Raw genomic sequence first — 22532 nt, forward strand, 5'->3', positions numbered from 1 at the left:
CAGAGAAGATGATGGAAGAACTGGAGGGATTGACCACTCAATTGCCGAATGAAGAAACGCAGCAGTTGGATCGACTCTCGGTGCGGGAAATTGTGCCCAGGGATGTGCTGGATGGGCTGGGCCATTCCCGGCGGGTTGGCACAATGATTTCACAATGATGAAAAGCGGGAGGGAGGATGGCCATGCTGCCTCAACATGTGCGCGAGCGGCTGCGGGCGATCGTCGGGGAGGCCTACTGCCTCGACAGACCGGAAGCGCTCGTCGCCTATTCCTATGACGCCACGCCGATGCACCAGGCACTGCCGGACGCGGTCGTGATGCCCAAAGACACGGCAGAAGTGCAGCAGGTGATCAAGTTGGCGGCGGAAGCGGGCATCCCCGTTGTCACGCGGGGAGCCGGTTCCAATTTGTGCGCGGCGACGGTTCCGGTCGGTGGAGGAATCGTGCTGGTGCTCAACCGGATGAACCGCATTTTGGAGATTGACGAACAAAACCTGACGATAACCGTGCAGCCGGGCGTGCGCACGTCCGACATCCATCAGGCGGTGGAAGCACGCGGTCTGTTTTACCCTCCGGACCCGGGGAGCATGGTCGTCTCCACCATCGGGGGAACATCGCGCTCAACTCCGGAGGATTGCGGGGACTCAAGTACGGGACGACCAAGGATTACGTGCTCGGCCTGGAGGCGGTGCTGCCAAACGGCGAGGTGATCCGCACCGGCGGGAAACTGATGAAAGACGTGGCCGGATACGACCTGACCAAGCTGCTGGTCGGCAGCGAGGGCACGCTGGCAGTGATTACCGAAGCCATTCTCAAGCTGATTCCCAAACCGGCCATGCAGCGCGTCATGCTGGCGACGTTTGCCAACCTGACGGACGCAGCCCGAACGGTCTCCGACATCATCGCCAGCCGGATCATTCCGGCGACGCTGGAGTTTATGGATCAGGGGACGCTGCGGGTAGTGGAGGACTTCAAGCAGATTGGCCTGCCCACGGACGCGGCCGCCATGCTGCTGATCGGCCAGGACGGAGATCCGGAAACGGTGCACCGGGACGTGGAGCGGATTGCCTCCATCTGCCGGCAAAACGGGGCGGTTCAGGTAAAAGTGGCGACGAATGCCGAGGAGGCGGACGAGGTGATGACAGCGCGGCGCAGTGCGCTGGCCGCACTCTCCCGGCTCAGGCCGACGACGATTCTCGAAGACGCTACTGTCCCCCGCGCCGCAATCACGCCGATGGTGGAAGCAATTCAGCGGATTGCCGCCGCACACAATGTACACATCTGCACGTTTGGCCATGCCGGGGACGGCAACCTGCATCCCACCTGCATGACGGACGCCCGCAATCCCGACGAGATCGAACGGGTGGAACGGGCGTTTGAAGAGATTTTCGCCGTCGCCATCGAACTGGGCGGCACCATCACGGGAGAGCACGGCGTAGGCATTGTCAAGGCTCCTTATCTGGAATGGAAGTTGGGGGAAGCGGGCGTCGAGGTGATGAAGGCGATCAAACGGGCGTTTGATCCGAACAACCTGCTGAATCCGGGCAAAATGTTTGCCCGGGAGCGCCGGAACAGAGTGGTGGTCAACCATGCACAGCGCTGACTGGAAAGCGGCACTTGATTACGAGGAACTGTCCAACTGCATGCGCTGCGGCTTTTGCCAGCCGGCCTGTCCCACGTTTCGGCAGACCGGCTACGAAGCAGCCTCGCCGCGCGGCCGGATCGCCTTGATGAAGGCGGTGGCCGACGGCATCCTGGAGCCGGATCAGGACGTCGTCGACCAGATGAGTCTCTGCCTGGGCTGCCGCGCCTGTGAGCCGGTCTGTCCGGCCGGGGTGAAGTACGGGAGGCTGATCGAGCAGGCGCGGGAAGCGATCGAGCGGAAGCGCGTCCATCCGTGGCCGGTGCGGCTGCTTCGCTGGCTGGCGTTTCGCCAGCTCCTTCCGCGGCAGGAACGCCTCTACCTTGCCGGCAGGCTGCTCCGCTTCTACCAGCGCTCAGGCCTGCAGCGGCTGGCTCGCAGGCTGGGCTTGCTTCGCCTCCTGCCCGAGCAGATGCGGACAATGGAAGCAGTTCTCCCCAAAGCGGCAGGAAAGGGATTGACAGAGGCGGTGGGAACTGTCGTGCCCGCCAGAGGGGAGAAGAAGCTGCGGGTCGGCATGTTTCGCGGCTGCATCATGGACGTATTGTTTCACGAGACCAATGTGAACACGGTCGCTCTGCTGGCGGACGCCGGATGTGAAGTGGTGATTCCGCCCGGCCAGGCGTGCTGCGGTGCCCTTCACGCCCACAGCGGGGAGCGGGAGCAGGCGCGTCAGCTCGCCAGGCAAAACATCGCTGCATTCAAACAGGCAGACGTGGAGCTGATTGTCTCCAACGCGGGCGGGTGCGGAGCCATGCTGCAGGAGTACCACCATTTGCTGCAGGATGATCCCCATTGGCAGGCAGATGCGGAGTGGTTTGTCCGGCGCGTACGGGACATCAGCGAAGTGCTGGCCGGGCTTTCGGAGACACTCCCTTTGCAGCCGCTGCCCAAACGCATTACTTACCAGTCCTCCTGTCATCTGCGCAATGGTATGAAGGTGACCGAAGAGCCGGTGAAGCTGCTGCAATCCATACCGGAGGCAACGTTTGTTCCGCTGTTTGAAGCGGATCGCTGCTGCGGATCTGCCGGCATCTACAACCTGGTGCAGCCGGACATGGCAGGACGGATTCTGGAGGAAAAAATGGGCCACGTGGCTGAGACGCGAGCCGACATTTTGGTCACGTCCAATCCCGGCTGCCTCCTGCAGATGAAAGCGGGCATCAAGCAGGCGGGACTGGAGGACCGGATGGAGGCAGTCCATCTCGTCGATTTGTTGTCGCGCGTTCGACGTGACGCGGAAACGGAAGGGTAGCCCCCTTCCATCGAGGCTGTGAGGCTACAATGATAGACAGCCGGACACGGCAGAAAACCAGAACAAAGCGGTCTGATCGGCACGCGCCGAACAGACCGCTTTTGCATGTCCGGCAAGGCGGGTCTAACGGTCAGTCCACACATGATCATTCGACAATGTTCAACACAATCCCCAAAATCAAAAATAGTATCAAAATAAAAAAGAATAGAAATTTGGGGCACTTAAAAAATTTCATGTTACTATAAAATCCACGGTTCACATCTTACTGCGCTACGTAACCGCTTTAATGAAGCGCTCCAATTTCACTGCGCAGTCGAGATGTGCCTTACGATCAGGAATGGTTAATCGGCAAAACTCGACATTTAGTCGAATTTTTGTGCCAGATAGATTATGAAGAAAGGATAGCGAGGTGTCAGGATGAAACGTTTTGGACTGGCCATTCAAATTGTGATTGGTCTTGTACTCGGTATTCTCGTGGGTGCTCTGTTCTACGGGAATCCTGCAGTGGAGACTTTCCTGCAGCCGATTGGTGACGTGTTTATCCGCCTGATCAAAATGATCGTCGTGCCCATTGTTATTGCCACCCTGATTGTGGGTGTAGCCGGTGTGGGCGATGTGAAGAAGTTGGGGAAAATCGGCGGGAAAACAATTCTGTATTTTGAAATCGTTACCACGATTGCCATTATTGTCGGTCTGCTCTCGGCAAACCTGTTCCAGCCCGGTGTCGGGGTGGACATGACGCAATTGACCAAGACCGATATCAACAAGTACGTGGAAACGGCTGAAACCTCCCAAAGCCACGGATTTATTGAGACCTTTGTCAACATCGTGCCGAAAAACGTCTTCGAGGCTATCGTCAAAGGGGACATGCTGGCCATTATCTTCTTCTCCGTCCTGTTTGGGCTCGGGGTAGCGGCAGCCGGAGAGAGAGGCAAACCGGTGCTGAATTTCTTCCAGGGTGTGGCCGACGCCATGTTCTGGGTGGTTAACGCGATTATGAAATTTGCACCGTTTGGTGTATTTGCCCTGATTGGCGTAACCGTTTCCAAATTCGGTCTCTCGTCGCTTGTTCCGCTGGGGAAACTGATGATTCTCGTACACTTCACGATGCTCTTCTTCGTGATCGTGGTGCTGGGCGTAATCGCCCGCATGAGCGGCATCTCCATCTTCAACCTGATCAAAATCTTGAAGGACGAGCTGCTGCTGGCATACTCCACGGCCAGCTCCGAGACGGTTCTCCCGAAAATCATGGAAAAAATGGAGCGCCTCGGCTGTCCGAAGGCTATCACCTCTTTCGTGATTCCGACGGGGTACTCGTTCAACCTGGACGGCTCCACGCTGTACCAGGCGCTGGCGGCCCTGTTCATCGCCCAGATGTACGGGATCGACATGCCGATCAGCGCGCAGATTACCCTGGTGCTAGTCTTGATGGTTACCTCCAAAGGCATTGCCGGTGTTCCCGGGGTCTCCTTCGTGGTCCTGCTCGCCACCCTCGGTTCGGTGGGCATCCCGCTTGAAGGGCTCGCCTTTATCGCCGGTATTGACCGTCTGCTCGACATGGCCCGCACGGTGGTCAATGTCATCGGCAACTCGCTGGCGGCTGTCGTCATCTCTCGCTGGGAAGGGCAGTTTGACCAAAACAAAGCAAAAGCGTATATCCGTGAAGCTACGACAAAAGTGGCGTAACACCTTACAAGCCTCCCGCAGGAATCGATGCTGCGGGAGGCTTTTTTGGTGCACACGCGCTGCCGGGCATCATTACTGCCGCTCTCCCATATAGTGGTACAAAATGGGAGGGGGAATGTAGCGTGTGGGCTTCGTTGTACGTGTTTTTCTTTTTCATGCTCATCGTGTGGGGTGTGGTGGAGCTCCTCTTTTGGTTTATCCGCAGCGATTCGATCAGCTATGACACAGACCAGCTGTGGGATAAGTTTTCGGTTACATTGCAGGACATGCACTATCCGACAAAGAAAAAATAAGGAAGCGCCGGTTTTTCGGCCCTCCAGACTGAAGACAAACTGTTTGTTTATCGAGTGTCCACATGGAAACGATCTTTCATCGTTTCCAGGCCGAAAGGCCTGCACATTGATCAACGAAGGTGGAGAAAAAGGACATGGCATGGAGTGATGGGCCAAGCGAGCTCCTTTGACGACCTGCTCAGCGGAAAAACGCTAGACGCGGGGTATACAGGGGGCACAAGTCTCACTTCATTGAAATACCCAGATGTTTGCCCCCTGCCCGCGTCGCGTTTTGAAGCGGAGGCCGCCAACTTCTTTGCTGGTCGTCAAGAGAGCGAGCGGGCCCGATCACCCATGCGCCACGGACTTTGTCTACACGCTGAAGCGCCGGTTTTGCGGCGCTCTTTTCCTGCACGTCGGCAAAGGAAGTCTCACATGATCGCTTTCATACCGTTATACAGGAGTGAACTTCGTGGATCGTTTGGTCACTATGCACCAACGGGAATATTTTCGCCTGAAACTGGCCCCGCCTTTGTGCGCGGACATGACTATCGTCATGATCAAGGGAAAGACGATGGAAGTGGGCAGCACCAGTGTGCTGATTGAAGACATCAGCGGAGGCGGACTTCGCTTTCTGACCCACTTGAAGCTGCCTGTCCACGATCAGCTCGTCCTGCAGTTTGAGACGAACGTATTTTCCCAATCCCTGAAAATGTACGGACATATCGTGCGCAGTGCGCAGTGGGACGTCGGGATCAACGAGTACGCGGTCAAATTGACGATGGAAGAGGCGATGCACCGGGAGATCAACCGGGTGGTCAATCGCCTGGCCATTCGCCTGAGGCAGAAAGGGGCATTGCCCGCCGGCTCGTTTTTGCAGGGGGACAGAAGAGAGTTTTTGGCTGCGGTCCGCTTAAGGGAGGAGCAGTTGTAAACAGAACACAACCTCATCCCTGGCGGATGAGGTTGTGCGGTGGAGCAGTCGTGCTGTCACCGAGGCATGGGCGGAAGCGCCGGCGGCACGTAGTTCAGCTCTTCGTCAGTGGTGATGTAGTCCGTGTTGACCATCAGCAGCAGATAGCGTCGGCCCGTTTGCGGATCGCTGAGGATGATGTGATCCCGTCCCGCTGCTTCCAGGCGGCCCCGGAAGATTTTGGCGTTCCATTGGGTGTTGTTCTCAAACGTTTGGTAGACGGTGATCACTTTGCCCAGATTTAAGCGGAGGATGTTTTCGATGTAGGACTCCTCCACTATTTGCCCCGGTGCCAACGGCGTTCCGGGGATGAAGGACCCGCTGGGCGGCATCGGCATTTGCGTTGGCATTGGCATCGTCGGCTGCTGTGCCGCCGGATACGGATAAGACGACGACGCATACGGATCGACGTACGGATTCACATAAGGCGGATAAGGAAATTGCTGGCTCATGATGAACTCTCTCCTTTAGTAAACTCGTGGACAATCTTGTGGGTTGGGTACAAAAAAGCAGTGCGCTTTATAGCGACCTACATTTCGTTGGTTATACCACTGAGGCGGACAGTTTCCGGCTGGCCGAAAGAACCACAGCGCGTTTGAAGCAGGGTGTTGGCGTTCGCCGTTAACGACGCGTCTGGCCAAGCGCCTTTCCTTGTCGCGGGCGCGTTGATAGAAATACGGCTTTTGCACCGCTTCAAAGCCGCCCGGCGATTGGAAGACCATTTGTCTCATCGTGCGAATGCCGCGAAAGTCCAGGCAGTTGGCGAGGATGCGGTTGACGCCGACGTTGCCGACCATCAGCATGCCCAAGTCCCCTTCGCCTTCCGCTTCGGCACGCATCAGTCTCGCCAGCATGTCTACATCCCTGCTGTTCGCTTTTATAACGGCCATTGCTTCACCTCCTCCGAAAACTCACACTTACAATATACGGACGGCACGCCGGTAGGTGAATGTCCCGCCAATTTTTTGTCGGCGCCGTCATCTCCGGCAGCAAAAAAACACGCCTCGCAGCAGCTCTGCGAGGCGCGTCTTTCATTACATGAGAAATAGCGGCGTTACGCCGATTTTTTTCGCTTTTTCCAGATCAGCCAGACGATGGCGACTAGGGCGCCAATTCCGAGTACGGTCACTTCCAGGTAGCTGTCCAGCAGCTCCTTGGCGTGTTTGCCGTAGAGGTGGAACAACAACCCGATGAGGTAAAACTTGATGCCGCGTCCCAGGATGGCAAACAGCATCAGCTTGGTCAGCGAGTAGTTGAACACGCCGCTCAAAATGGTAAAGACTTTGAACGGAATGGGGGTAAATGAACCAATCAGTACGGCGGCATCGCCATTTTTGGCAAATTGCTCTGTCGCCATCGCCGTCCACTTCTCAGGAAGCAGCTTTTGCAAGAGCGGTTTGCCCAGCCATTTGCCCAGCATGTAGCCCACCGGTGCACCGAGGATGGAACCGGTAAACGCGACGGTGGCGTACCGCATGGCGGACGTGGGATCGATCAGGCTCATCCCGATTTGCAGAAAAAAGGGCGGGACAGGGACAATAAATGAGTCCAGAAAGGCGAGGCCAAACAATCCCCATATACCGTACTGCATAAAGATTTGTGTAATTTGATCGAACATGAGCGTCTCCTTCAGGAGGGTTTTCCTCGTCTGTCGCTTTGAGCAGAGCCAGCTTCTGCGAAAGGACTTCATCCGGCGTTTTTCTTCATTATACCGGAAACAAAAAGGTTTCTGTAGTGATATCCTATGACAGGCTCTTGCCAAACAGAATGATTATTGGTGGAGTGGAGCGATGTTTTTCTGACAAGGTAATACGCGTCACATGTCAAAAGGTTTCTCCCCCATTTTTTGTACGAAGCAAGGGTTTTTTCCTGTGCGCTTCTATCTGCCGGCCGTTTCGGACATACTGTTAGGGATTTGGAAAAAAGGAGGAAACCATCATGTTGCAAGCTCATTCGTACACAGCTCATGAAGTGATGGAACTGCACGAGGCGCTCACCTGCACGATTGACGCGCTGAATACGATGCAGTTGTACACCCCCTATATCCGCGACCCGGAACTGGTCCAGCTGGTCGGTTACCAGATGCAGTTTATGCAAAACGAATACAACAGCATGGTACATACCGTGCACGGGCTGGGAGTGGGGGAATGCCTGCCGTACCGGCCCAGCACGCAGGTGTGGCAGACGCGCGCCCTGCCTACTACCGCCGCTGCCCAACCGCCGGCAGCTCCACAGCAGGCTGCATCTCACCAGCCCAATGCTCGCCCGGATCAGATGGACGATCACGACGTAGCGTCAGCGGTGCTCGGCCTGCACAAGGCGGGGGCCAAAGCAAAAATGGCCGCAGCGCTGGAGTCGGCCCATCCTCATCTGCGCGGCATGCTCCTGCAAGGGGCGGTCAACTGTGCCCAACAGGCCTACGACATGTGGAGCTACATGCAGCGGAAAGGCTACTATCCGCTGGCGACGCTGCCGCAGGAGACGAGCGCTCAACTGCTGCGCGGCTATCAGCCGATTGCCGTGAACGGACAGACGGCCATGTCCGCACAGGTCCCGCCCGCCGCGTCCGGTCAACTGCAGACGCCGCCGTCCAATGACAGCACGCTGACGAATGCGGTCAATCCCGGAGGGGCGGTCCAGCAGACGCCGCTGTCGTCGTCCCTGCAAGCAGGCGGAGCAGCGGGCCAGCCGGTCAATGCCAGCCAGATTTTTTCCTCCCCCGCCTATCGACAGGCACATGCCGGCGTACCGGCAGGAGAAACGACGATGATCGCCGGTCAGGACGCTTCGATGACGGCAGATCTGATGGGAGAAATGTCCCGTGATACGGAGGGTCGCCAGGTAAAAAGGCGCAAAAAGGATGCACCATCCGATCCGACAATTGGTCATTAAGTTCCAATTTGGGCGTTGACGGTAGGAAAGATTGTCCACTACTATAGAGGTGCAGTCCATACAACGGGAGGTACCGGATGAAAACGCTGGGATCGGGGAAAGTCATCTTCTATGCACCGGACGGGACAACCCTGGAGCTGAAAGGGGAAATCGACGTTCGCGGGGACCGTGTGGCCGTCACGGAGATTATCTATTTCAACGGAAGGCCAAACGGCGCGCGGGAAACGAATCTGCCGCTCGTCCAGACTGTCATTTACTGGGAGCCGGAAGTGTACGAGGAAATCGGTTTTGAATAGTGTTGGCGCAACCTTGCCAATAGGCAGGGTTGTTTTTTTGTGTTACGATGAATCGTGGACGCAGTATAGAAGGAGTGATCCTTTTGATCGATAAGATTTTGGAGCGGGCGCTCGCCGGTGAACGCCTCGGTCTGGAAGACGGCCTCACCCTGTTTGCGAGTGACGAGATCGAGAAAATGGGCCACTACGCCGACCTGGTCATGAAGAAGTGGCATCCGGAGCCGATCACCACGTTTGTCATCGGGCGCAATATCAACTACAGCAATGTGTGCGACACCTACTGCCGGTTCTGCGCCTTTTACCGCCCTCCGGGTTCCCCGGAAGGATACGTGCTGCCCAACGAAGTCATCTACCAAAAAATTCAGGAGACGGTGGATGTAGGCGGCACGGAAATCCTGATGCAGGGCGGCACCAACCCGGACCTGCCGTTTGAGTACTACCTGGATCTGCTGCGAAACATCAAGCAGCGCTTCCCGCAAATCACGATGCACTCGTTTTCCACTGCGGAAGTGCAAAAAATGGCGCAGGTGTCCGGTCTGCCTGTGGAGGAAGTGCTGAAGAAGTTGAAGGAAGCCGGGCTCGATTCGCTGCCGGGCGCGGGCGGGGAGATCCTGGACGACCGCACGCGGCGCAAGATTTCCCGCCTCAAGGGTTCCTGGAAAGACTGGATCGAGACGCAAAAGGCGGCTCACCGCGTCGGCCTGCCGGGGACGGCGACGATGGTGATCGGCTTTGGCGAGGAGATGGAAGAACGCGTGCTGTCGCTGATGCGCATCCGCGAGGCGCAGGACGAGACCAAGGGCTTCACGGCCTTTATCGTCTGGACGTTCCAGCCGGAGAACACCAACATGAAGGCGGTCAACAACACCCCGGAGGAATACCTGAAAACGCTGGCGATCAGCCGCCTGATGCTGGACAACATCGCAAACTTTCAGTCGTCCTGGGTGACAATGGGACCGGAGATCGGCAAGCTGTCGCTCTCTTACGGCTGCAACGACTTCGGCTCGACGATGATGGAGGAGAACGTCGTCTCCGCTGCCGCATGCACCTACAAGGTGAACACCAACCTGATCCTGAAACTCATCCGCGAAGCGGGCAAAATCCCCGCGCAGCGCAATACCCGCTATGAAATCCTGCGCATCTTCCGCGAAGGCGAGATGGCGGAACACGACTTTGTCATGCAGAATTGACCGATCCGACACAAACAAACACGGAGCCGTGACGGCTTCGTGTTTGTTTTATGCAAGCGGCTTCCCCTGTTTCCAACCGTTTAAAAGTATATCGCCCCAGGTGGGACATATACTGTAACTACACTGCGGATGGGGGGGATGGATATGCAGCGTTTTGCCGTCTGGCTGGAAAATGTCCCTGCACATTGTGACGCGTTTCGCTCCATCGTGTCCGAGCTGAAGAAGCGGGTCAACATGGAGCCGGTGCGCATTACATACAGGGAACAGGAGCAGGGCGACTACCGTTTGTTCCTCTTTCAGAGCACGTCTACCGAGGAGTACAACGCGGAGACGATTGAGTGGGCCCGTGCGTTTGTTTCCCTGGCAGTGGCTGAATGGATTCTCCGGGTCAAGGAACCGGAAGTGCTGGAGGAAATCGCCGCCGACTTGCTCGCAGCGGAAGCTCTGGAAGAGGAGTGGCCGTTGATCCTTCCGTATGTGCAGCGGATTTGTCAAGACCAGCAAGAAGGCGACACGGACCTGCTCCATGCCACCGCCCGCAAGGCAGCCGTCTACCGCAAAGTATTCGCTTATTTGGAAGAGGAGCGGGAGCTGAATGTACTCGGCTTCGTCCGTTTCCGTCTGCAAGATCATTGGAACGAACTGTTTGAACTGGTGGAAACCGGCCTGGACGATTATCTGGAAGACAAGCAGTACCAGGAATTTGTCGAGCTGCTGCGGTACTATATCGCCGCGCAGGAGACCAAACAGGAAGTGGTTCACGTCGTTCCTAGTGTAGACAAACCGTTCCTGCTCTATGACAAACACGGCACACGGCTGCGGCTGGACCAGCTCGATGCCATATTCAGCATTGGCGAGCAGAACAGCCGCGAAGAAGACTACCTGGTGAGCGCGCTGGTAACGCTCGCTCCAGAGCGCATCGTGATGCATCTGGCGCAGGACAGGCCCGCACTGCTCCAGACCGTCCGCAGCATCTTTGACGGCAAGGTGATGTCGTGCCATTCCTGTCCGCTCTGCCTGGCGGGCAGACGTGCACTTGACGGACACAAGCCGACTCCTCTATAATGACAGACAACAACTGCAGATGTGTTGAAATACGATGAGAAGGACATGGACGATATCCACGTCGCTGCAGAGAGGCGGGCCGCTGGCTGGAAGCCCGCTGCGAACGCGTATCGCTCTACCCCCTTCGAGTAGCGGCCGGGAACAAAGCTACGCGCTTTCAGTATCGGCACGCCGGGCATACCGTTATGGCAAGGAAGGATTCGGCTTTCGTCCGATTGGTCGGGAGGATGTCCCGACGGCAATTGTCAAGCCGAATCAAATGAGGGTGGTACCACGGGTAAGAAACACTCGTCCCTTTGGGATGGGTGTTTTTATTTTTTCCAAATCCATTATTTATTATTTTACGCAGAAAGGACGTATGGATCGTGGCACAAGTCAACATTACGTTCCCGGATGGGGCCGTACGCCAATACGAATCCGGCATCACCATCGAGGACATCGCGGGCTCCATTAGCACGAGCCTGAAGAAAAAGGCCGTCGCCGGCAAGCTGAACGGCAAGGTGGTGGATTTGTACACGCCGGTGCAAGACGACGCGGCGATCGAGATCGTGACGCTGGACAGCCCGGAAGGTTTGGAAGTGTACCGCCACAGCACCGCCCACCTGCTGGCACAGGCCGTCAAGCGCCTCTACGGAAAAGAGGTGAAGCTGGGGATCGGTCCCGTCATTGAAGACGGCTTCTATTACGACATGGACATTCCGGTAACGCTCACCCCTGACGATCTGGGCAAAATTGAAGCCGAGATGGAAAAGATCATCAAGGAAGACCTGCCGATTCGCCGCAAGGTGGTCAGCCGCGAAGAAGCGATTCAGATCTTTCAGGGAATCAACGACCATCTGAAACTGGAGCTGATCCGCGACCTGCCGGAAGACGCTGTGATCACCATCTACGAGCAGGGCGAGTTCTTCGACCTGTGCCGCGGGCCGCACCTGCCGTCCACCGGCTACATCAAGGCGTTCAAACTGATGAGCGTGGCTGGCGCGTACTGGCGCGGCAAAGCGGAAAACCAGGTGCTGCAGCGCGTCTACGGTACCGCGTGGCCGAAAAAGGCGGAGCTGGACGAATACCTGCATTTCATCGAAGAGGCGAAAAAGCGCGACCACCGCAAACTGGGCAAAGAGCTTGAGCTGTTCATGTTCTCCGAAGAGGCGCCGGGCATGCCGTTCTACCTGCCGAAGGGCTTTACTGTCCGCAACGAGCTGGAACAGTTCTCCCGTCGTTTGCAGCAGTTGGCCCATTACACCGAGGTGCGCACGCCGTTTATCATGAACCAGCGCCTCTGGCTGCAATCCGGCCACTGGGACCACTACCACGAGAACATGTACTTCTCTGAGGTGGACAACACCACCTACGCCCTGAAGCCGATGAACTGTCCAGGCCACATGCTGATTTACAAAAACAAGATTCACTCCTACCGCGATCTGCCGATCCGCTACTCCGAATTCGGTCAAGTGCATCGCCACGAGTTTTCCGGTGCGCTGAACGGGATGCTGCGGGTGCGGACGTTCTGCCAGGACGACGCGCACGTCTTCGTTCGTCCGGATCAGATCGAGAGCGAGATCAAAAGCATGATCCAGCTGATCGACCGCATCTACAAGGTGTTCGGCTTCGAGTACAGCGTGGCGCTCTCCACCCGTCCGGAGGATTCGATGGGCTCCGACGAACTGTGGGAGATCGCGGAAAGCTCGCTGAAAAAAGTGCTGGAGGAGTCCGGCATGCCGTACGAGATCAAGGAAGGGGACGGCGCGTTCTACGGACCGAAGATCGACTTCCAGATCACCGACGCGCTGAAACGTCGCCATCAGTGCGGCACCATCCAGCTTGACTTCCAGATGCCGGAGAAGTTTGACCTGTCTTACATCGGCCAGGACAACGAGAAGCACCGTCCGGTCGTGCTGCACCGCGCCATGTACGGTTCCATGGAGCGCTTCATCGGCATCCTGATCGAGCACTACGCGGGTGCGTTCCCGACCTGGCTGTCGCCGGTACAGGTGCGGTTGATGACGATCAGTGACGCGCACGTGCCGTACGCCGAAGAGGTGCTCGCGAAAATGGAACAGGCCGGCATCCGCGTGGAACTGGACGCCCGCAACGAAAAAATCGGCTACAAAATCCGCGAGGCCCAGGTGCAAAAGATTCCGTACATGCTGGTCATCGGGGAAAAAGAAGTGGCGGAGGGCACCCTGTCCGTCCGCAAACGCGGCGTAGGCGACGAAGGGGCGCTTCCGGTGGATGAGTTCATCGCCAAAATCAAACAGGAAATCAGCGAGATGAAGTAAGCTGCTGCAAAAGGGCCGTTCCCGATTGGGACGGCCCTCAGCGTGTAGATAAAGTCCGTTGCGCATGGGTGATAGCACCCGCTCGCTCTCTTGATCCATGCCTCGTACGTTTTCTCCACCTTCGGTTGATCAATGCGCAGGCCTTTTTGCCTGGAAACGATGAAAGACCGTTTCTTTGCGGACACTCAATATCCGCGTCACACTTCTGCCATTGTTCCGGCTTGATCTTGGCAGGCTGCAGGTCTAGTATGGAATCAGGAGAGTGATCCGATATGCCTGAACAAGTATTGGATGCACGCAAACGTCCTCTCCGAGACTTGCGAATTTCTGTGACGGACAGGTGCAATTTTCGCTGTCGATACTGCATGCCAGCCGAAATTTTCGGCACGGATTACCCGTTTTTGCCGCGGCACAAGCTGTTGACGTTCGAAGAAATTACGCGCCTCGTCGGAATTTTCACATCGCTTGGAGTGGAAAAAATCCGCATCACCGGCGGGGAACCGCTGATGCGAAGAGACCTGCCCGAACTGATACGGATGATTCGCCAGGTGGAAGGCGTGCGCGACATCGCCATGACCACCAATGGTTCGCTTTTGGCCAAACATGCCAAGGCGCTGAAGCAGGCGGGATTGGACAGAGTGACCGTCAGCCTGGACAGCCTGGATGACGAGCGGTTCGGCCGGATCAACGACAGAGGATATCGGGTGCAGGACATCCTGCGCGGCATTGATGCGGCGGCTGAAACCGGCATGCTGGTCAAGATCAACATGGTCGTGCAGCGCGGCGTCAACGACCAGGACATCCTGCCGATGGCTCGTTATTTCCGCGAAAAAGGGCACATCCTGCGCTTCATTGAGTTCATGGATGTGGGCAACAGCAACGGCTGGAAACTAGATCAGGTAGTACCCTCCAGCGAAATTGTGCAGATGATCCACAAGGAGATGCCGCTTATGCCAATTGAGCCCAATTACTTTGGAGAAGTGGCTTCGCGCTACCGGTATGCAGGGACGAATCAAGAGATCGGCTTCATCTCCTCCGTTACGCAGGCCTTCTGTTCCACCTGCACGCGTGCCCGGCTGTCGGCGGAAGGGAAAATGTACAACTGCCTGTTCGCCTCGTCCGGGGAAGATTTGCGCGGCCCGCTGCGGGAGGGAAAAAGCGACGAAGAGATTCGGGAGCTCATTCAATCGATCTGGGTCCGCCGCGACGACCGTTACTCGGAGCAGCGGCTGAAGCAGACGCCGGGCCTGTCCCATCGGTCCAAGGTGGAGATGTCGCACATCGGCGGGTGACTTTGGAGGCCCAAAGTCATGAAATCCTTGACAGGACAAAATCTGCACGGTATCATAATGTTCAGTGCAAAACTTCATTCTTCGAGAAACAAGCAGAAGCGCCCAGCTTCTCACCTGGTTCGACGTCATCCTGACTGTTGACAGGTCACTCTTACGCAATAGCAAACTGTGGATCTGTTGAATTTGCTAGGTGAGATATGTGCGGGCGCGTCAGCGTTCGCACATTTTTGTTCCTTCTCGAAATTGACGGAGGTGGCAAGTATTAGCAAGGATCAACTGTTAGTCAACGAAGCGATTCGTGCCCGTGAAGTCCGCTTGATCGGACCGGACGGAAACCAGTTGGGTGTCGTGCCCCTCAGGGAAGCGCTGCGCATTGCGCAAGAAGCTGATTTGGATCTGGTGAACGTCGCTCCTACAGCCAAGCCGCCTGTTTGCCGGATCATGGACTACGGCAAGTACAAGTACGAACAGGCGAAAAAGGAAAAGGAAGCGCGCCGCAACCAGAAGATCATCGAACTGAAGGAAGTGCGCTTCTCTTCCAACATTGAGGAACACGATTTTCAGACGAAGCTTCGCAACGTCCGCAAGTTTTTGGAGGACCATCACAAGGTGAAGTGCTCCATTCGTTTCCGCGGACGTGAAATCACCCACGCCGAAATCGGTCAACAGGTCCTGGAGCGTGTCGCATCCCTTTGCGAGGACATCGCTGTCGCAGAGCGTAAGCCGAAGATCGAAGGACGCAGCATGATCATGATTCTGGCGCCGAAATCGGATAAGTAATCAGCGTTTAGGACAGGAGGATTTCTACCATGCCGAAAATGAAAACCCATAAAGGCGCAGCGAAGCGCTTCAAAAAAACCGGTAGCGGAAAACTGAAGCGTGACCACGCCTACACCAGCCACTTGTTCGCCAACAAATCCACCAAGGCAAAACGCCATCTGCGCAAAAGCTCTCTGGTGTCCAAAGGCGACCAAAAACGTATCGAACAACTCGTTACGTACCTGTAAGATTGTTTCGCACTACCATACACTATTACGCAGCATGCGCTCCCTAAGCGCCTCGTAAGCGGGGCCGCCATGCTGGAATGACCAGGAGGAATTACGTATGCCAAGAGTAAAAGGTGGCATTGTTACACGCCGTCGTCACAAGAAAATCCTGAAACTGGCGAAAGGATACTTCGGTTCCAAACACCGCCTGTTTAAGACTGCAAATGCGCAGGTAATGAAATCCCTGCTGTATGCATATCGTGACCGCCGTCAGAAAAAGCGCGACTTCCGCAAACTGTGGATCACCCGTATCAACGCGCAAGCTCGCCTGAACGGTCTGTCCTACAGCCGTCTGATGCACGGGCTGAAGGTAGCCGGCGTGGAAGTAAACCGCAAAATGCTGGCTGACCTGGCGGTTAACGACAAGGCTGCATTCAACGACCTGGCAGCACTGGCTAAAAGCAAACTGAACGCGTAAGCTGTTTTGCTGCGCACGACAAAGCATCCGAGCAATCGGGTGCTTTTTTTATGCGCTGATCGCGCTGGAGATGCGGCCTGCGACCTGGGGCCCGGAGTCTGGGGGCATTGGTCGTGATTGGGCCTATATTCCCAAAAACCATACAAGCGATTTTTTCAGCCAACGGTGGGGATCAAGGGAATTTTACACACAAATACGGACTTGATCGCTGCAGAGGGACGGCTCAGTACAACCAGTGAACCTCCTGGCTGGCAGGCTCAAGGGAGGTCTACTTCTTTTTTTGCGTCAAAGTAACGACAATCGCCACCGTGGACGAATCTCCACTTGCCTCGGCGGCTCATATGATGTTGGGGTAACGCCTAGCAAGAAGGGAGAATCAGCATGAACCATCGCCGCAGGATAACGGATGACGAGTTGAATCTGACAGCCAGCCGGTTGGAGAACATGCGGCCTGAGGACGCACTGGCGTGGGCGGTCGAACAGTTTGGCGACCGCTTGGCGCTGGCTTCCAGCTTCGGCGCGGAGGACGTGGTGTTGATCGACATGCTGCACAAGCTGGCACCCGCCACTCCCGTGTTTTACCTGGATACCGGACTTCACTTTGCAGAAACCTACGGTGTCCGCGACCGTCTCCGGGAACGGTACGGGATCGAGTTTATCCGCGTGCTGCCCAAGCTGACGCTGGCTGAACAGGCGGAACAATACGGCGACAACCTGTGGGAGAGGGAGCCCAATCTCTGCTGCCAACTGCGCAAGGTGGAACCGCTGGGTGAGTTTCTCGCCGGGTATGACGCCTGGATCACCGGGATTCGCCGGCAGCAGGCGCCGACGCGGGCCGGTGCGAAAAAGGCAGAGTGGGACGAAAAGTTTCAGTTGGTCAAGGTCAATCCCCTCGCCGATTGGAGCCACGAACAGGTTTGGCAGTACATCCGGGAGCACGACGTGCCGTACAACCCGCTGCACGACCGGAATTATCCCAGCATCGGCTGCCGTGTCTGCACGCGGCCTGTTCGTCCGGGAGAAGACCTGCGTGCCGGCCGCTGGTCGGGCTTCGCCAAGACTGAGTGCGGGCTGCACAAATGAATGTCAAGGGAGGAATGAGCATGAGCCATACGATCCTGCCGCACGGCGGTACGCTGGTCAATCGGCTCGCGGAAAATGCCTGTCAGGATGGCGTTGACGAGCGGCTGCGAAGCGTGACGGTCGACCGCTGGACGTTGTCCGATCTCGATTGTCTGGCGATCGGGGCGTTTTCTCCGCTGACCGGGTTTCTGGGGGAGCGCGATTACGACGCCGTCGTGGAGACGATGAGATTGGCCGACGGGACGGTTTGGCCGCTGCCGGTTACGCTTGCCGTTGATGAGAAGGAATACGCGGATGTGCGGGAGGGTGAGCGCCTGCTCTTGCGCGGAGAAGACGGAAAGGCATACGCCGTGCTCACCGTCGAAAGCCGGTATCGTCCAGACAAACGGCGGGAGGCGAGGCTCGTCTTTGGCACCGAAGACCCGTCCCATCCCGGCGTGAGCAAGCTCTTTGCCAAGCCCGCCCTCTATCTGGGCGGTCCCATCGAGCTAATGCAGCGGCCGATCCCCCGGCAGTTTGCCGCCTATTACTGCACGCCGGCAGAGACGCGGGCTGCGTTCAAGGAAAGGGGCTGGAAGACTGTCGTTGGGTTTCAGACGCGCAATCCGATCCACCGGGCGCATGAGTACATTCAGAAAACGGCGCTGGAAATCGTCGACGGGTTGTTCCTCAATCCGCTCATGGGCGAAACGAAGGCGGACGACGTGCCGGCCGCCGTACGCATGGAAAGTTATCTGGTGCTGCTCCGCCATTATTACCCCCCGGAACGCGTCTTCCTCGCTGCCTTTCCCGCCGCGATGCGCTACGCCGGTCCGCGGGAAGCGGTGTTCCACGCGCTCGTGCGCAAAAATTACGGCTGCACCCATTTTATCGTCGGCCGCGATCATGCCGGCGTGGGCAACTTTTACGGAACCTACGACGCCCAGCGCATTTTCTCCGCATTTTCGCCGGGTGAGTTGGGCATCCAGCCGCTCTTTTTTGAACACAGCTTTTACTGCACGGCCTGCCAGGGGATGGCCACAGCCAAGACCTGCCCGCACGGAGCGGAATGGCACGTGGCGCTGTCCGGGACCAAGGTGCGGCAAATGCTGAAGAGCGGGCAGACGCCGCCGCCCGAGATTACCCGGCCCGAGGTGGCCCAGGTGCTGATCGCCGGGCTGGCTGAAGCAGGCTGCGCCAAATCGTGACGGAGGAGAAAACCAATCTTCTGAGGCAGCGGGTCCGGGGATTTTCCCGGGCTTTTTTCTTCGTCCTGCTTTAGGTCTATGCCGGGCAGAAAAGCGGGGACAGAAAGCGATTTTCATGTATCCGCTTACACGTAAAAACCGCGCCGTTTCGCGGTTTTTGACTGAACATTCGTTCGGACAAAAGTCTGGAAAAATGTTTTTGATCTCGTTGACACCCCTTGGGCGCGTGACTATAATCAGACATAACACTTTATTTTCTGACAACTTCAAAATTGGCAATATTGGTATAATCACAGGCTGTGACGAGGATGGTGCCCGCCTCTTCTTTTACAGAGAGCCCAGGGAGCTGAGAATGGGTAAAGAATGCGATCGCACTGCTCACCTCCGAGCCGTCTTGCCGAACGTTGCTCCTGTCCGTCAATCAGTAGGCAAGACCGGATGACACCCGTTAGCGTGTTGCAGTCGACGAAATGACTGGCTGAGATCGGCTGACCGTGAGGCGCCGATGAAGTTGGGTGGTACCGCGAACCCTTTCGCCCCAAGCAGACATGGAACCAGAACCGTGTCGGGGCGAAAGGGTTTTTCTATTAGCCAATAGGTTTTTTCAATATGGGAGTGGAGGAGGAGAGAAAATGAGTGTTCAGATCGCCGAATTGCAGGGAAAAAGCGGCATGCCGCCGGTCCGGTTCGGTGAAAAGTTGACGGGAGCGGAGACGCTTCTGCGATGTCTCATCCTGGAGCAGGTGGAGTACATCTTTGGCTATCCGGGCGGTGCGGTGCTGCCGATTTACGACTCCCTGTACGGCAGCTACTTCAAGCACATCCTGACCCGTCACGAGCAGGGCGCGATTCACGCCGCCGACGGGTATGCGCGGGCGACCGGAAAGCCGGGCGTCGTCATCGCCACCTCTGGCCCGGGGGCGACCAACCTGGTGACCGGCATCGCCACCGCGCAGATGGATTCCGTGCCGCTGGTCTGCATCACCGGCAACGTGGCCCAGAACCTGATCGGCACCGACGCCTTCCAGGAGGCCAACATCACGGGGATCACGATTCCGATTACCAAGCACAGCTACTTCGTTCGCGACGTCCGCGACCTGCCGCGCATCGTCAAAGAGGCGTTCCACATCGCCACGACGGGGCGGCCCGGACCGGTCCTGATCGACATCCCCAAGGATGTGAGCAACGCCAAGGCGCCGTTCAGCTATCCGGAAACTGTGGAAATTCGCGGCTACCAGGCATCTCAGGTGCCGAGCGATGAGGACGTGCAGGCGTTCGTCGCGGCGATCCGGGAAGCGAAGCGTCCGGTCATTCTCGCCGGCGGCGGGATCATATCGGCGGGGGCCGACCGGGAACTGCTCGCTTTCGCGGAAAAGACGCGGATTCCGGTGATCAACACCTTCATGGGACTGGGCGGTTTCCCTGGCGTACACGAATTGGCGCTGGGCATGCCGGGGATGCACGGCAGTTACACCGCCAACCAGGCGCTGCTCAACGCAGACTGTGTGATTGGCCTCGGCGCCCGCTTTGACGACCGGATCACGATGGGACGCACCAGAGAGTTTGCCCCCAAGGCCCGGATCGTCCACGTCGACATCGACCCGGCGGAATTGGGCAAAAACGTAGCCACCGCCGTCAAGGTGGCAGGCGACGTGAAGAGCACGCTGCAAAAGGCGCTGCCGCTCGTCACCGCGTGCGACTCGGAAGCCTGGATCGCCCAGTTGAAACAGTGGCAGGAGCAGCATCCGTACCGCTACAAGCGCGACGAGCAGGTGCTGAAGCCGCAGGCAGTCATCGAGCTCTTGTACCGCACCACCAACGGGGAAGCGATCGTCACCACAGACGTCGGTCAGCACCAGATGTGGGTGGCGCAGTACTACAAGTTCAAGCACGCCCGTTCGCTTATCTCCTCCGGCGGCCTTGGCACGATGGGATTCGGTTTCCCGGCGGCGATCGGGGCGCAAATCGCCCACCCGGACCGCACTGTGATCGCGGTGGTGGGAGACGGCGGTTTCCAGATGACCAGTCAGGAGCTGGCGATTCTCGCCCAGTACAACACGCCGGTCAAGGTGGCAATCATCAACAACCAGTGCCTCGGCATGGTGCGTCAGTGGCAGCAGCTGTTCTACGACAACCGCTACAGCCAGATTGACCTGACCCACAGCCCCGACTTCGTCAAGCTGGCGGAAGCGTACGGCGTCAAAGGACTGAGGGCAACCACGCCGCAAGAGGCGGAAGATGTCTGGGCGGAGGCGCTCCGGCATGACGGTCCGGTGGTCGTGGACTTCCGGGTGGCCCAGGAGGAAAACGTCTACCCGATGGTGGCAGCGGGCAACACATTAGATCAAATGGTATTGGGGGACGAATAGATGCAGCGACATACGATTGCGGTACTCGTCAACGATTACCCCGGCGTGTTAATGCGCGTCGCCAATCTGTTTGGTCAGCGCGGCTTCAACATCGACAGCATTACGGTGGGCGCCAGCGAAGAGCCGGGTCTCTCCCGGATGATCATCACCACCGGGGGTGACGAACAGAAAATTGAGCAGTTGATGAAACAGTTGTCCAAACTGATCGACGTGATCTCGGTGACCAACCTGAGCGAGAATCCGTTCGTGTCGCGGGAACTGGCGCTGATCAAGGTGAGCGCCACGCCGAGCCAGCTTGCGGAGCTGAACGGGATCGTCGAACCGTTCCGGGCGACGATCGTCGATGTCGGCCCCACCTCGCTGATTGTGCAGGTGACCGGAGATACCGAGAAAATCGATGCACTGCTGGTGCTCCTGCAGAACTACGGCGTCGTCGAACTGACGCGAACCGGCACGCTCGCGATGGCGCGCAGTGTGGTGCCGGCCACCGTGTAAGCAGCAGCAGTCAAATTCAGAATAGTGATTCCATCTAAAAATTTTTAAGGAGGCTAAACAAATGGTAAACATGTACTACGAAGCAGACGTAAATAAAGAGGCATTGCGAGGCAAGACCATCGCCATCATCGGCTACGGCAGCCAAGGGCACGCACAGGCGCAGAACCTGCGTGACAGCGGCTATCAGGTAATCGTCGGCCTGCGTCCGGGCAAGTCCTGGGAACAGGCGGTTAAGGACGGCTTCCAGGTGGTAACCGTTGCTGAAGCAGCCAGCCGCGCCGACGTGGTGCAAATCCTCATGCCGGACGAACGCCAGGCTCAGGTGTATCGCGACGAAATCGCACCCAACCTGAAAGCTGGAGCTACGCTCTGCTTCTCCCATGGCTTTAACATCCACTTTGGCCAGATCGTGCCGCCGGCCGATGTTGACGTAATCATGGTGGCGCCGAAGAGCCCGGGTCACCTCGTGCGCCGCGTCTTCCAGGAAGGCTTTGGCGTGCCGGGCCTGATCGCTGTCTATCAGGATGCGTCGGGCAGGGCAAAAGAGACGGCGCTGGCCTACGCGAGCGGCATCGGCTGCACCAAAGCAGGCGTCATCGAAACGACTTTCCGCGAAGAGACCGAAACCGACCTGTTCGGGGAGCAGGCAGTACTCTGCGGCGGCGTGAGCGAGCTGGTGAAAGCTGGTTTTGACACCCTGGTGGAAGCAGGCTACAAGCCGGAGATCGCCTACTTTGAATGTCTGCACGAGCTGAAGCTGATCGTCGACCTGATGTACGAAGGCGGCCTCGCCCGCATGCGTTACTCCATCAGTGATACCGCCGAATACGGCGATTACAGCACCGGACGCCGCATCATCACGGAACAGACACGTCAGGAAATGAAAAAAGTGCTCGCCGAAATCCAGGATGGCACCTTTGCCCGCAACTGGATCCTGGAGAACCAGGCAAACCGTCCGGCATTCAACGCACGCCGCCGTCTGGAAGCGGAGCATGGTATCGAACAAGTAGGGGCGAAGCTGCGCAGCATGATGTCCTGGCTGAACAACGAGACAAAAAAAGAAGAAGCAAAGGTTGGTCAGTAACAGCCTGA

The 22532-nt window shown here is 57.3% G+C and carries 22 protein-coding genes, 1 pseudogene and 1 other annotated feature; of the genes and pseudogenes, 20 read left to right on the forward strand and 3 right to left on the reverse strand.

The window, feature by feature from the left end; all coding sequences use genetic code 11:
• The first annotated feature begins 8 nt into the window (after positions 1-8).
• The 6 genes and pseudogenes from IRT44_RS10680 to IRT44_RS10705 all read left to right on the forward strand — a co-directional run bounded on the left by IRT44_RS10680 (position 9) and on the right by IRT44_RS10705 (position 5789).
• Entirely contained in the window at positions 9-158 is a 150-nt protein-coding gene (locus IRT44_RS10680) for a hypothetical protein (RefSeq protein WP_171566679.1), read from the forward strand.
• 24 nt (positions 159-182) lie between these two features.
• Positions 183-1603 (forward strand): annotated as a pseudogene (locus tag IRT44_RS10685) (FAD-linked oxidase C-terminal domain-containing protein).
• Positions 1590-2897: a (Fe-S)-binding protein gene (locus tag IRT44_RS10690; protein ID WP_212132694.1), complete on the forward strand. Its 1308-nt coding sequence runs from the start codon at positions 1590-1592 to the stop codon at positions 2895-2897. The pseudogene IRT44_RS10685 and the gene IRT44_RS10690 overlap by 14 nt, the downstream one beginning before the upstream one ends.
• 417 nt (positions 2898-3314) lie before the next feature.
• On the forward strand, positions 3315-4583 hold the full coding sequence (gene gltP / locus IRT44_RS10695) for a glutamate/aspartate:proton symporter GltP (RefSeq protein ID WP_171566676.1): 1269 nt from the start codon (positions 3315-3317) through the stop codon (positions 4581-4583).
• A 122-nt stretch (positions 4584-4705) separates the two neighbouring features.
• The gene (locus IRT44_RS10700; RefSeq protein WP_171566675.1) at positions 4706-4876 is read left to right on the forward strand and encodes a hypothetical protein; all 171 of its coding nucleotides are present in this window, start codon (positions 4706-4708) and stop codon (positions 4874-4876) included.
• 451 nt (positions 4877-5327) lie between these two features.
• The gene (locus tag IRT44_RS10705; RefSeq protein ID WP_230076645.1) at positions 5328-5789 is read left to right on the forward strand and encodes a PilZ domain-containing protein; all 462 of its coding nucleotides are present in this window, start codon (positions 5328-5330) and stop codon (positions 5787-5789) included.
• 56 nt (positions 5790-5845) lie between these two features.
• On the opposite strand, the gene gerQ is transcribed toward IRT44_RS10705, so the two are convergent.
• From gerQ to IRT44_RS10720, 3 genes are all read right to left on the reverse strand, one after another.
• Positions 5846-6280 carry a spore coat protein GerQ gene (gene gerQ / locus IRT44_RS10710; protein WP_171566674.1) on the reverse strand — a complete coding sequence of 145 codons (435 nt, stop codon included), beginning with the start codon at positions 6278-6280 and terminating at the stop codon, positions 5846-5848.
• 15 nt (positions 6281-6295) lie between these two features.
• Complete coding sequence (locus tag IRT44_RS10715; RefSeq protein ID WP_171566673.1) at positions 6296-6718, reverse strand: cell wall hydrolase; 423 nt, start codon at positions 6716-6718, stop codon at positions 6296-6298.
• A gap of 164 nt (positions 6719-6882) precedes the next feature.
• A complete protein-coding gene (locus IRT44_RS10720; protein ID WP_171566672.1) occupies positions 6883-7446 on the reverse strand; it encodes a YqaA family protein in 564 nt (187 codons plus the stop codon).
• Positions 7447-7766: 320 nt separating this feature from the next.
• On the opposite strand from IRT44_RS10720, the gene IRT44_RS10725 reads away from it, so the two are divergent.
• The 14 genes from IRT44_RS10725 to ilvC all read left to right on the forward strand — a co-directional run bounded on the left by IRT44_RS10725 (position 7767) and on the right by ilvC (position 22524).
• Positions 7767-8720, forward strand: coding sequence for a spore coat protein (locus IRT44_RS10725; protein ID WP_212132695.1), 954 nt, complete (start codon positions 7767-7769; stop codon positions 8718-8720).
• Positions 8721-8797: 77 nt separating this feature from the next.
• Entirely contained in the window at positions 8798-9016 is a 219-nt protein-coding gene (locus IRT44_RS10730; protein ID WP_230076646.1) for a hypothetical protein, read from the forward strand.
• Positions 9017-9099: 83 nt separating this feature from the next.
• Positions 9100-10206, forward strand: coding sequence for a cyclic dehypoxanthinyl futalosine synthase (mqnC, locus tag IRT44_RS10735; protein WP_171566669.1), 1107 nt, complete (start codon positions 9100-9102; stop codon positions 10204-10206).
• A gap of 144 nt (positions 10207-10350) precedes the next feature.
• Positions 10351-11271 (forward strand): putative sporulation protein YtxC, encoded by a 921-nt coding sequence (gene ytxC, locus IRT44_RS10740; RefSeq protein WP_171566668.1) that lies wholly within the window; start codon positions 10351-10353, stop codon positions 11269-11271.
• A 365-nt stretch (positions 11272-11636) separates the two neighbouring features.
• Positions 11637-13550, forward strand: a complete 1914-nt coding sequence (gene thrS, locus IRT44_RS10745; RefSeq protein ID WP_171566667.1) for a threonine--tRNA ligase — start codon at positions 11637-11639, stop codon at positions 13548-13550.
• Between the two features lie 272 nt (positions 13551-13822).
• Positions 13823-14842 (forward strand): GTP 3',8-cyclase MoaA, encoded by a 1020-nt coding sequence (moaA, locus tag IRT44_RS10750; RefSeq protein WP_171566666.1) that lies wholly within the window; start codon positions 13823-13825, stop codon positions 14840-14842.
• A gap of 84 nt (positions 14843-14926) precedes the next feature.
• Positions 14927-15077 (forward strand) — a sequence feature (ribosomal protein L20 leader region).
• Between the two features lie 17 nt (positions 15078-15094).
• Positions 15095-15622 (forward strand): translation initiation factor IF-3, encoded by a 528-nt coding sequence (infC, locus tag IRT44_RS10755; RefSeq protein WP_171566665.1) that lies wholly within the window; start codon positions 15095-15097, stop codon positions 15620-15622.
• A gap of 29 nt (positions 15623-15651) precedes the next feature.
• Positions 15652-15849: a 50S ribosomal protein L35 gene (rpmI, locus tag IRT44_RS10760; protein WP_171566664.1), complete on the forward strand. Its 198-nt coding sequence runs from the start codon at positions 15652-15654 to the stop codon at positions 15847-15849.
• Between the two features lie 97 nt (positions 15850-15946).
• Entirely contained in the window at positions 15947-16306 is a 360-nt protein-coding gene (gene rplT / locus IRT44_RS10765; RefSeq protein ID WP_171566663.1) for a 50S ribosomal protein L20, read from the forward strand.
• Between the two features lie 381 nt (positions 16307-16687).
• Positions 16688-17389: a phosphoadenylyl-sulfate reductase gene (locus IRT44_RS10770; RefSeq protein WP_230076647.1), complete on the forward strand. Its 702-nt coding sequence runs from the start codon at positions 16688-16690 to the stop codon at positions 17387-17389.
• A gap of 20 nt (positions 17390-17409) precedes the next feature.
• A complete protein-coding gene (sat, locus tag IRT44_RS10775) occupies positions 17410-18576 on the forward strand; it encodes a sulfate adenylyltransferase (protein ID WP_171566661.1) in 1167 nt (388 codons plus the stop codon).
• 632 nt (positions 18577-19208) lie between these two features.
• Complete coding sequence (gene ilvB, locus IRT44_RS10780; RefSeq protein ID WP_212132700.1) at positions 19209-20945, forward strand: biosynthetic-type acetolactate synthase large subunit; 1737 nt, start codon at positions 19209-19211, stop codon at positions 20943-20945.
• The gene (gene ilvN, locus IRT44_RS10785; RefSeq protein WP_171566659.1) at positions 20946-21440 is read left to right on the forward strand and encodes an acetolactate synthase small subunit; all 495 of its coding nucleotides are present in this window, start codon (positions 20946-20948) and stop codon (positions 21438-21440) included.
• A 61-nt stretch (positions 21441-21501) separates the two neighbouring features.
• The gene (gene ilvC / locus IRT44_RS10790; protein WP_171566658.1) at positions 21502-22524 is read left to right on the forward strand and encodes a ketol-acid reductoisomerase; all 1023 of its coding nucleotides are present in this window, start codon (positions 21502-21504) and stop codon (positions 22522-22524) included.
• The last annotated feature ends 8 nt before the right edge of the window (positions 22525-22532 follow it).

The organism is Brevibacillus sedimenti (assembly GCF_020923495.1).
In the GTDB taxonomy this organism is placed as follows: Bacteria; Bacillota; Bacilli; order Brevibacillales; family Brevibacillaceae; genus Brevibacillus; species Brevibacillus aydinogluensis.

Excerpts from the sequence above, each read along its gene's own strand:
- IRT44_RS10680 (WP_171566679.1), top strand. The coding sequence starts at position 9 with ATGATGGAAGAACTGGAGGGATTGACCACTCAATTGCCGAATGAAGAA.
- IRT44_RS10690 (WP_212132694.1), top strand. The coding sequence starts at position 1,590 with ATGCACAGCGCTGACTGGAAAGCGGCACTTGATTACGAGGAACTGTCC.
- gltP (WP_171566676.1), top strand. The coding sequence starts at position 3,315 with ATGAAACGTTTTGGACTGGCCATTCAAATTGTGATTGGTCTTGTACTC.
- gerQ (WP_171566674.1), bottom strand. The coding sequence starts at position 6,280 with ATGAGCCAGCAATTTCCTTATCCGCCTTATGTGAATCCGTACGTCGAT.
- IRT44_RS10715 (WP_171566673.1), bottom strand. The coding sequence starts at position 6,718 with ATGGCCGTTATAAAAGCGAACAGCAGGGATGTAGACATGCTGGCGAGA.
- IRT44_RS10720 (WP_171566672.1), bottom strand. The coding sequence starts at position 7,446 with ATGTTCGATCAAATTACACAAATCTTTATGCAGTACGGTATATGGGGA.
- IRT44_RS10725 (WP_212132695.1), top strand. The coding sequence starts at position 7,767 with ATGTTGCAAGCTCATTCGTACACAGCTCATGAAGTGATGGAACTGCAC.
- IRT44_RS10730 (WP_230076646.1), top strand. The coding sequence starts at position 8,798 with ATGAAAACGCTGGGATCGGGGAAAGTCATCTTCTATGCACCGGACGGG.
- ytxC (WP_171566668.1), top strand. The coding sequence starts at position 10,351 with ATGCAGCGTTTTGCCGTCTGGCTGGAAAATGTCCCTGCACATTGTGAC.
- moaA (WP_171566666.1), top strand. The coding sequence starts at position 13,823 with ATGCCTGAACAAGTATTGGATGCACGCAAACGTCCTCTCCGAGACTTG.
- rpmI (WP_171566664.1), top strand. The coding sequence starts at position 15,652 with ATGCCGAAAATGAAAACCCATAAAGGCGCAGCGAAGCGCTTCAAAAAA.
- rplT (WP_171566663.1), top strand. The coding sequence starts at position 15,947 with ATGCCAAGAGTAAAAGGTGGCATTGTTACACGCCGTCGTCACAAGAAA.
- IRT44_RS10770 (WP_230076647.1), top strand. The coding sequence starts at position 16,688 with ATGAACCATCGCCGCAGGATAACGGATGACGAGTTGAATCTGACAGCC.
- sat (WP_171566661.1), top strand. The coding sequence starts at position 17,410 with ATGAGCCATACGATCCTGCCGCACGGCGGTACGCTGGTCAATCGGCTC.
- ilvB (WP_212132700.1), top strand. The coding sequence starts at position 19,209 with ATGAGTGTTCAGATCGCCGAATTGCAGGGAAAAAGCGGCATGCCGCCG.
- ilvN (WP_171566659.1), top strand. The coding sequence starts at position 20,946 with ATGCAGCGACATACGATTGCGGTACTCGTCAACGATTACCCCGGCGTG.
- ilvC (WP_171566658.1), top strand. The coding sequence starts at position 21,502 with ATGGTAAACATGTACTACGAAGCAGACGTAAATAAAGAGGCATTGCGA.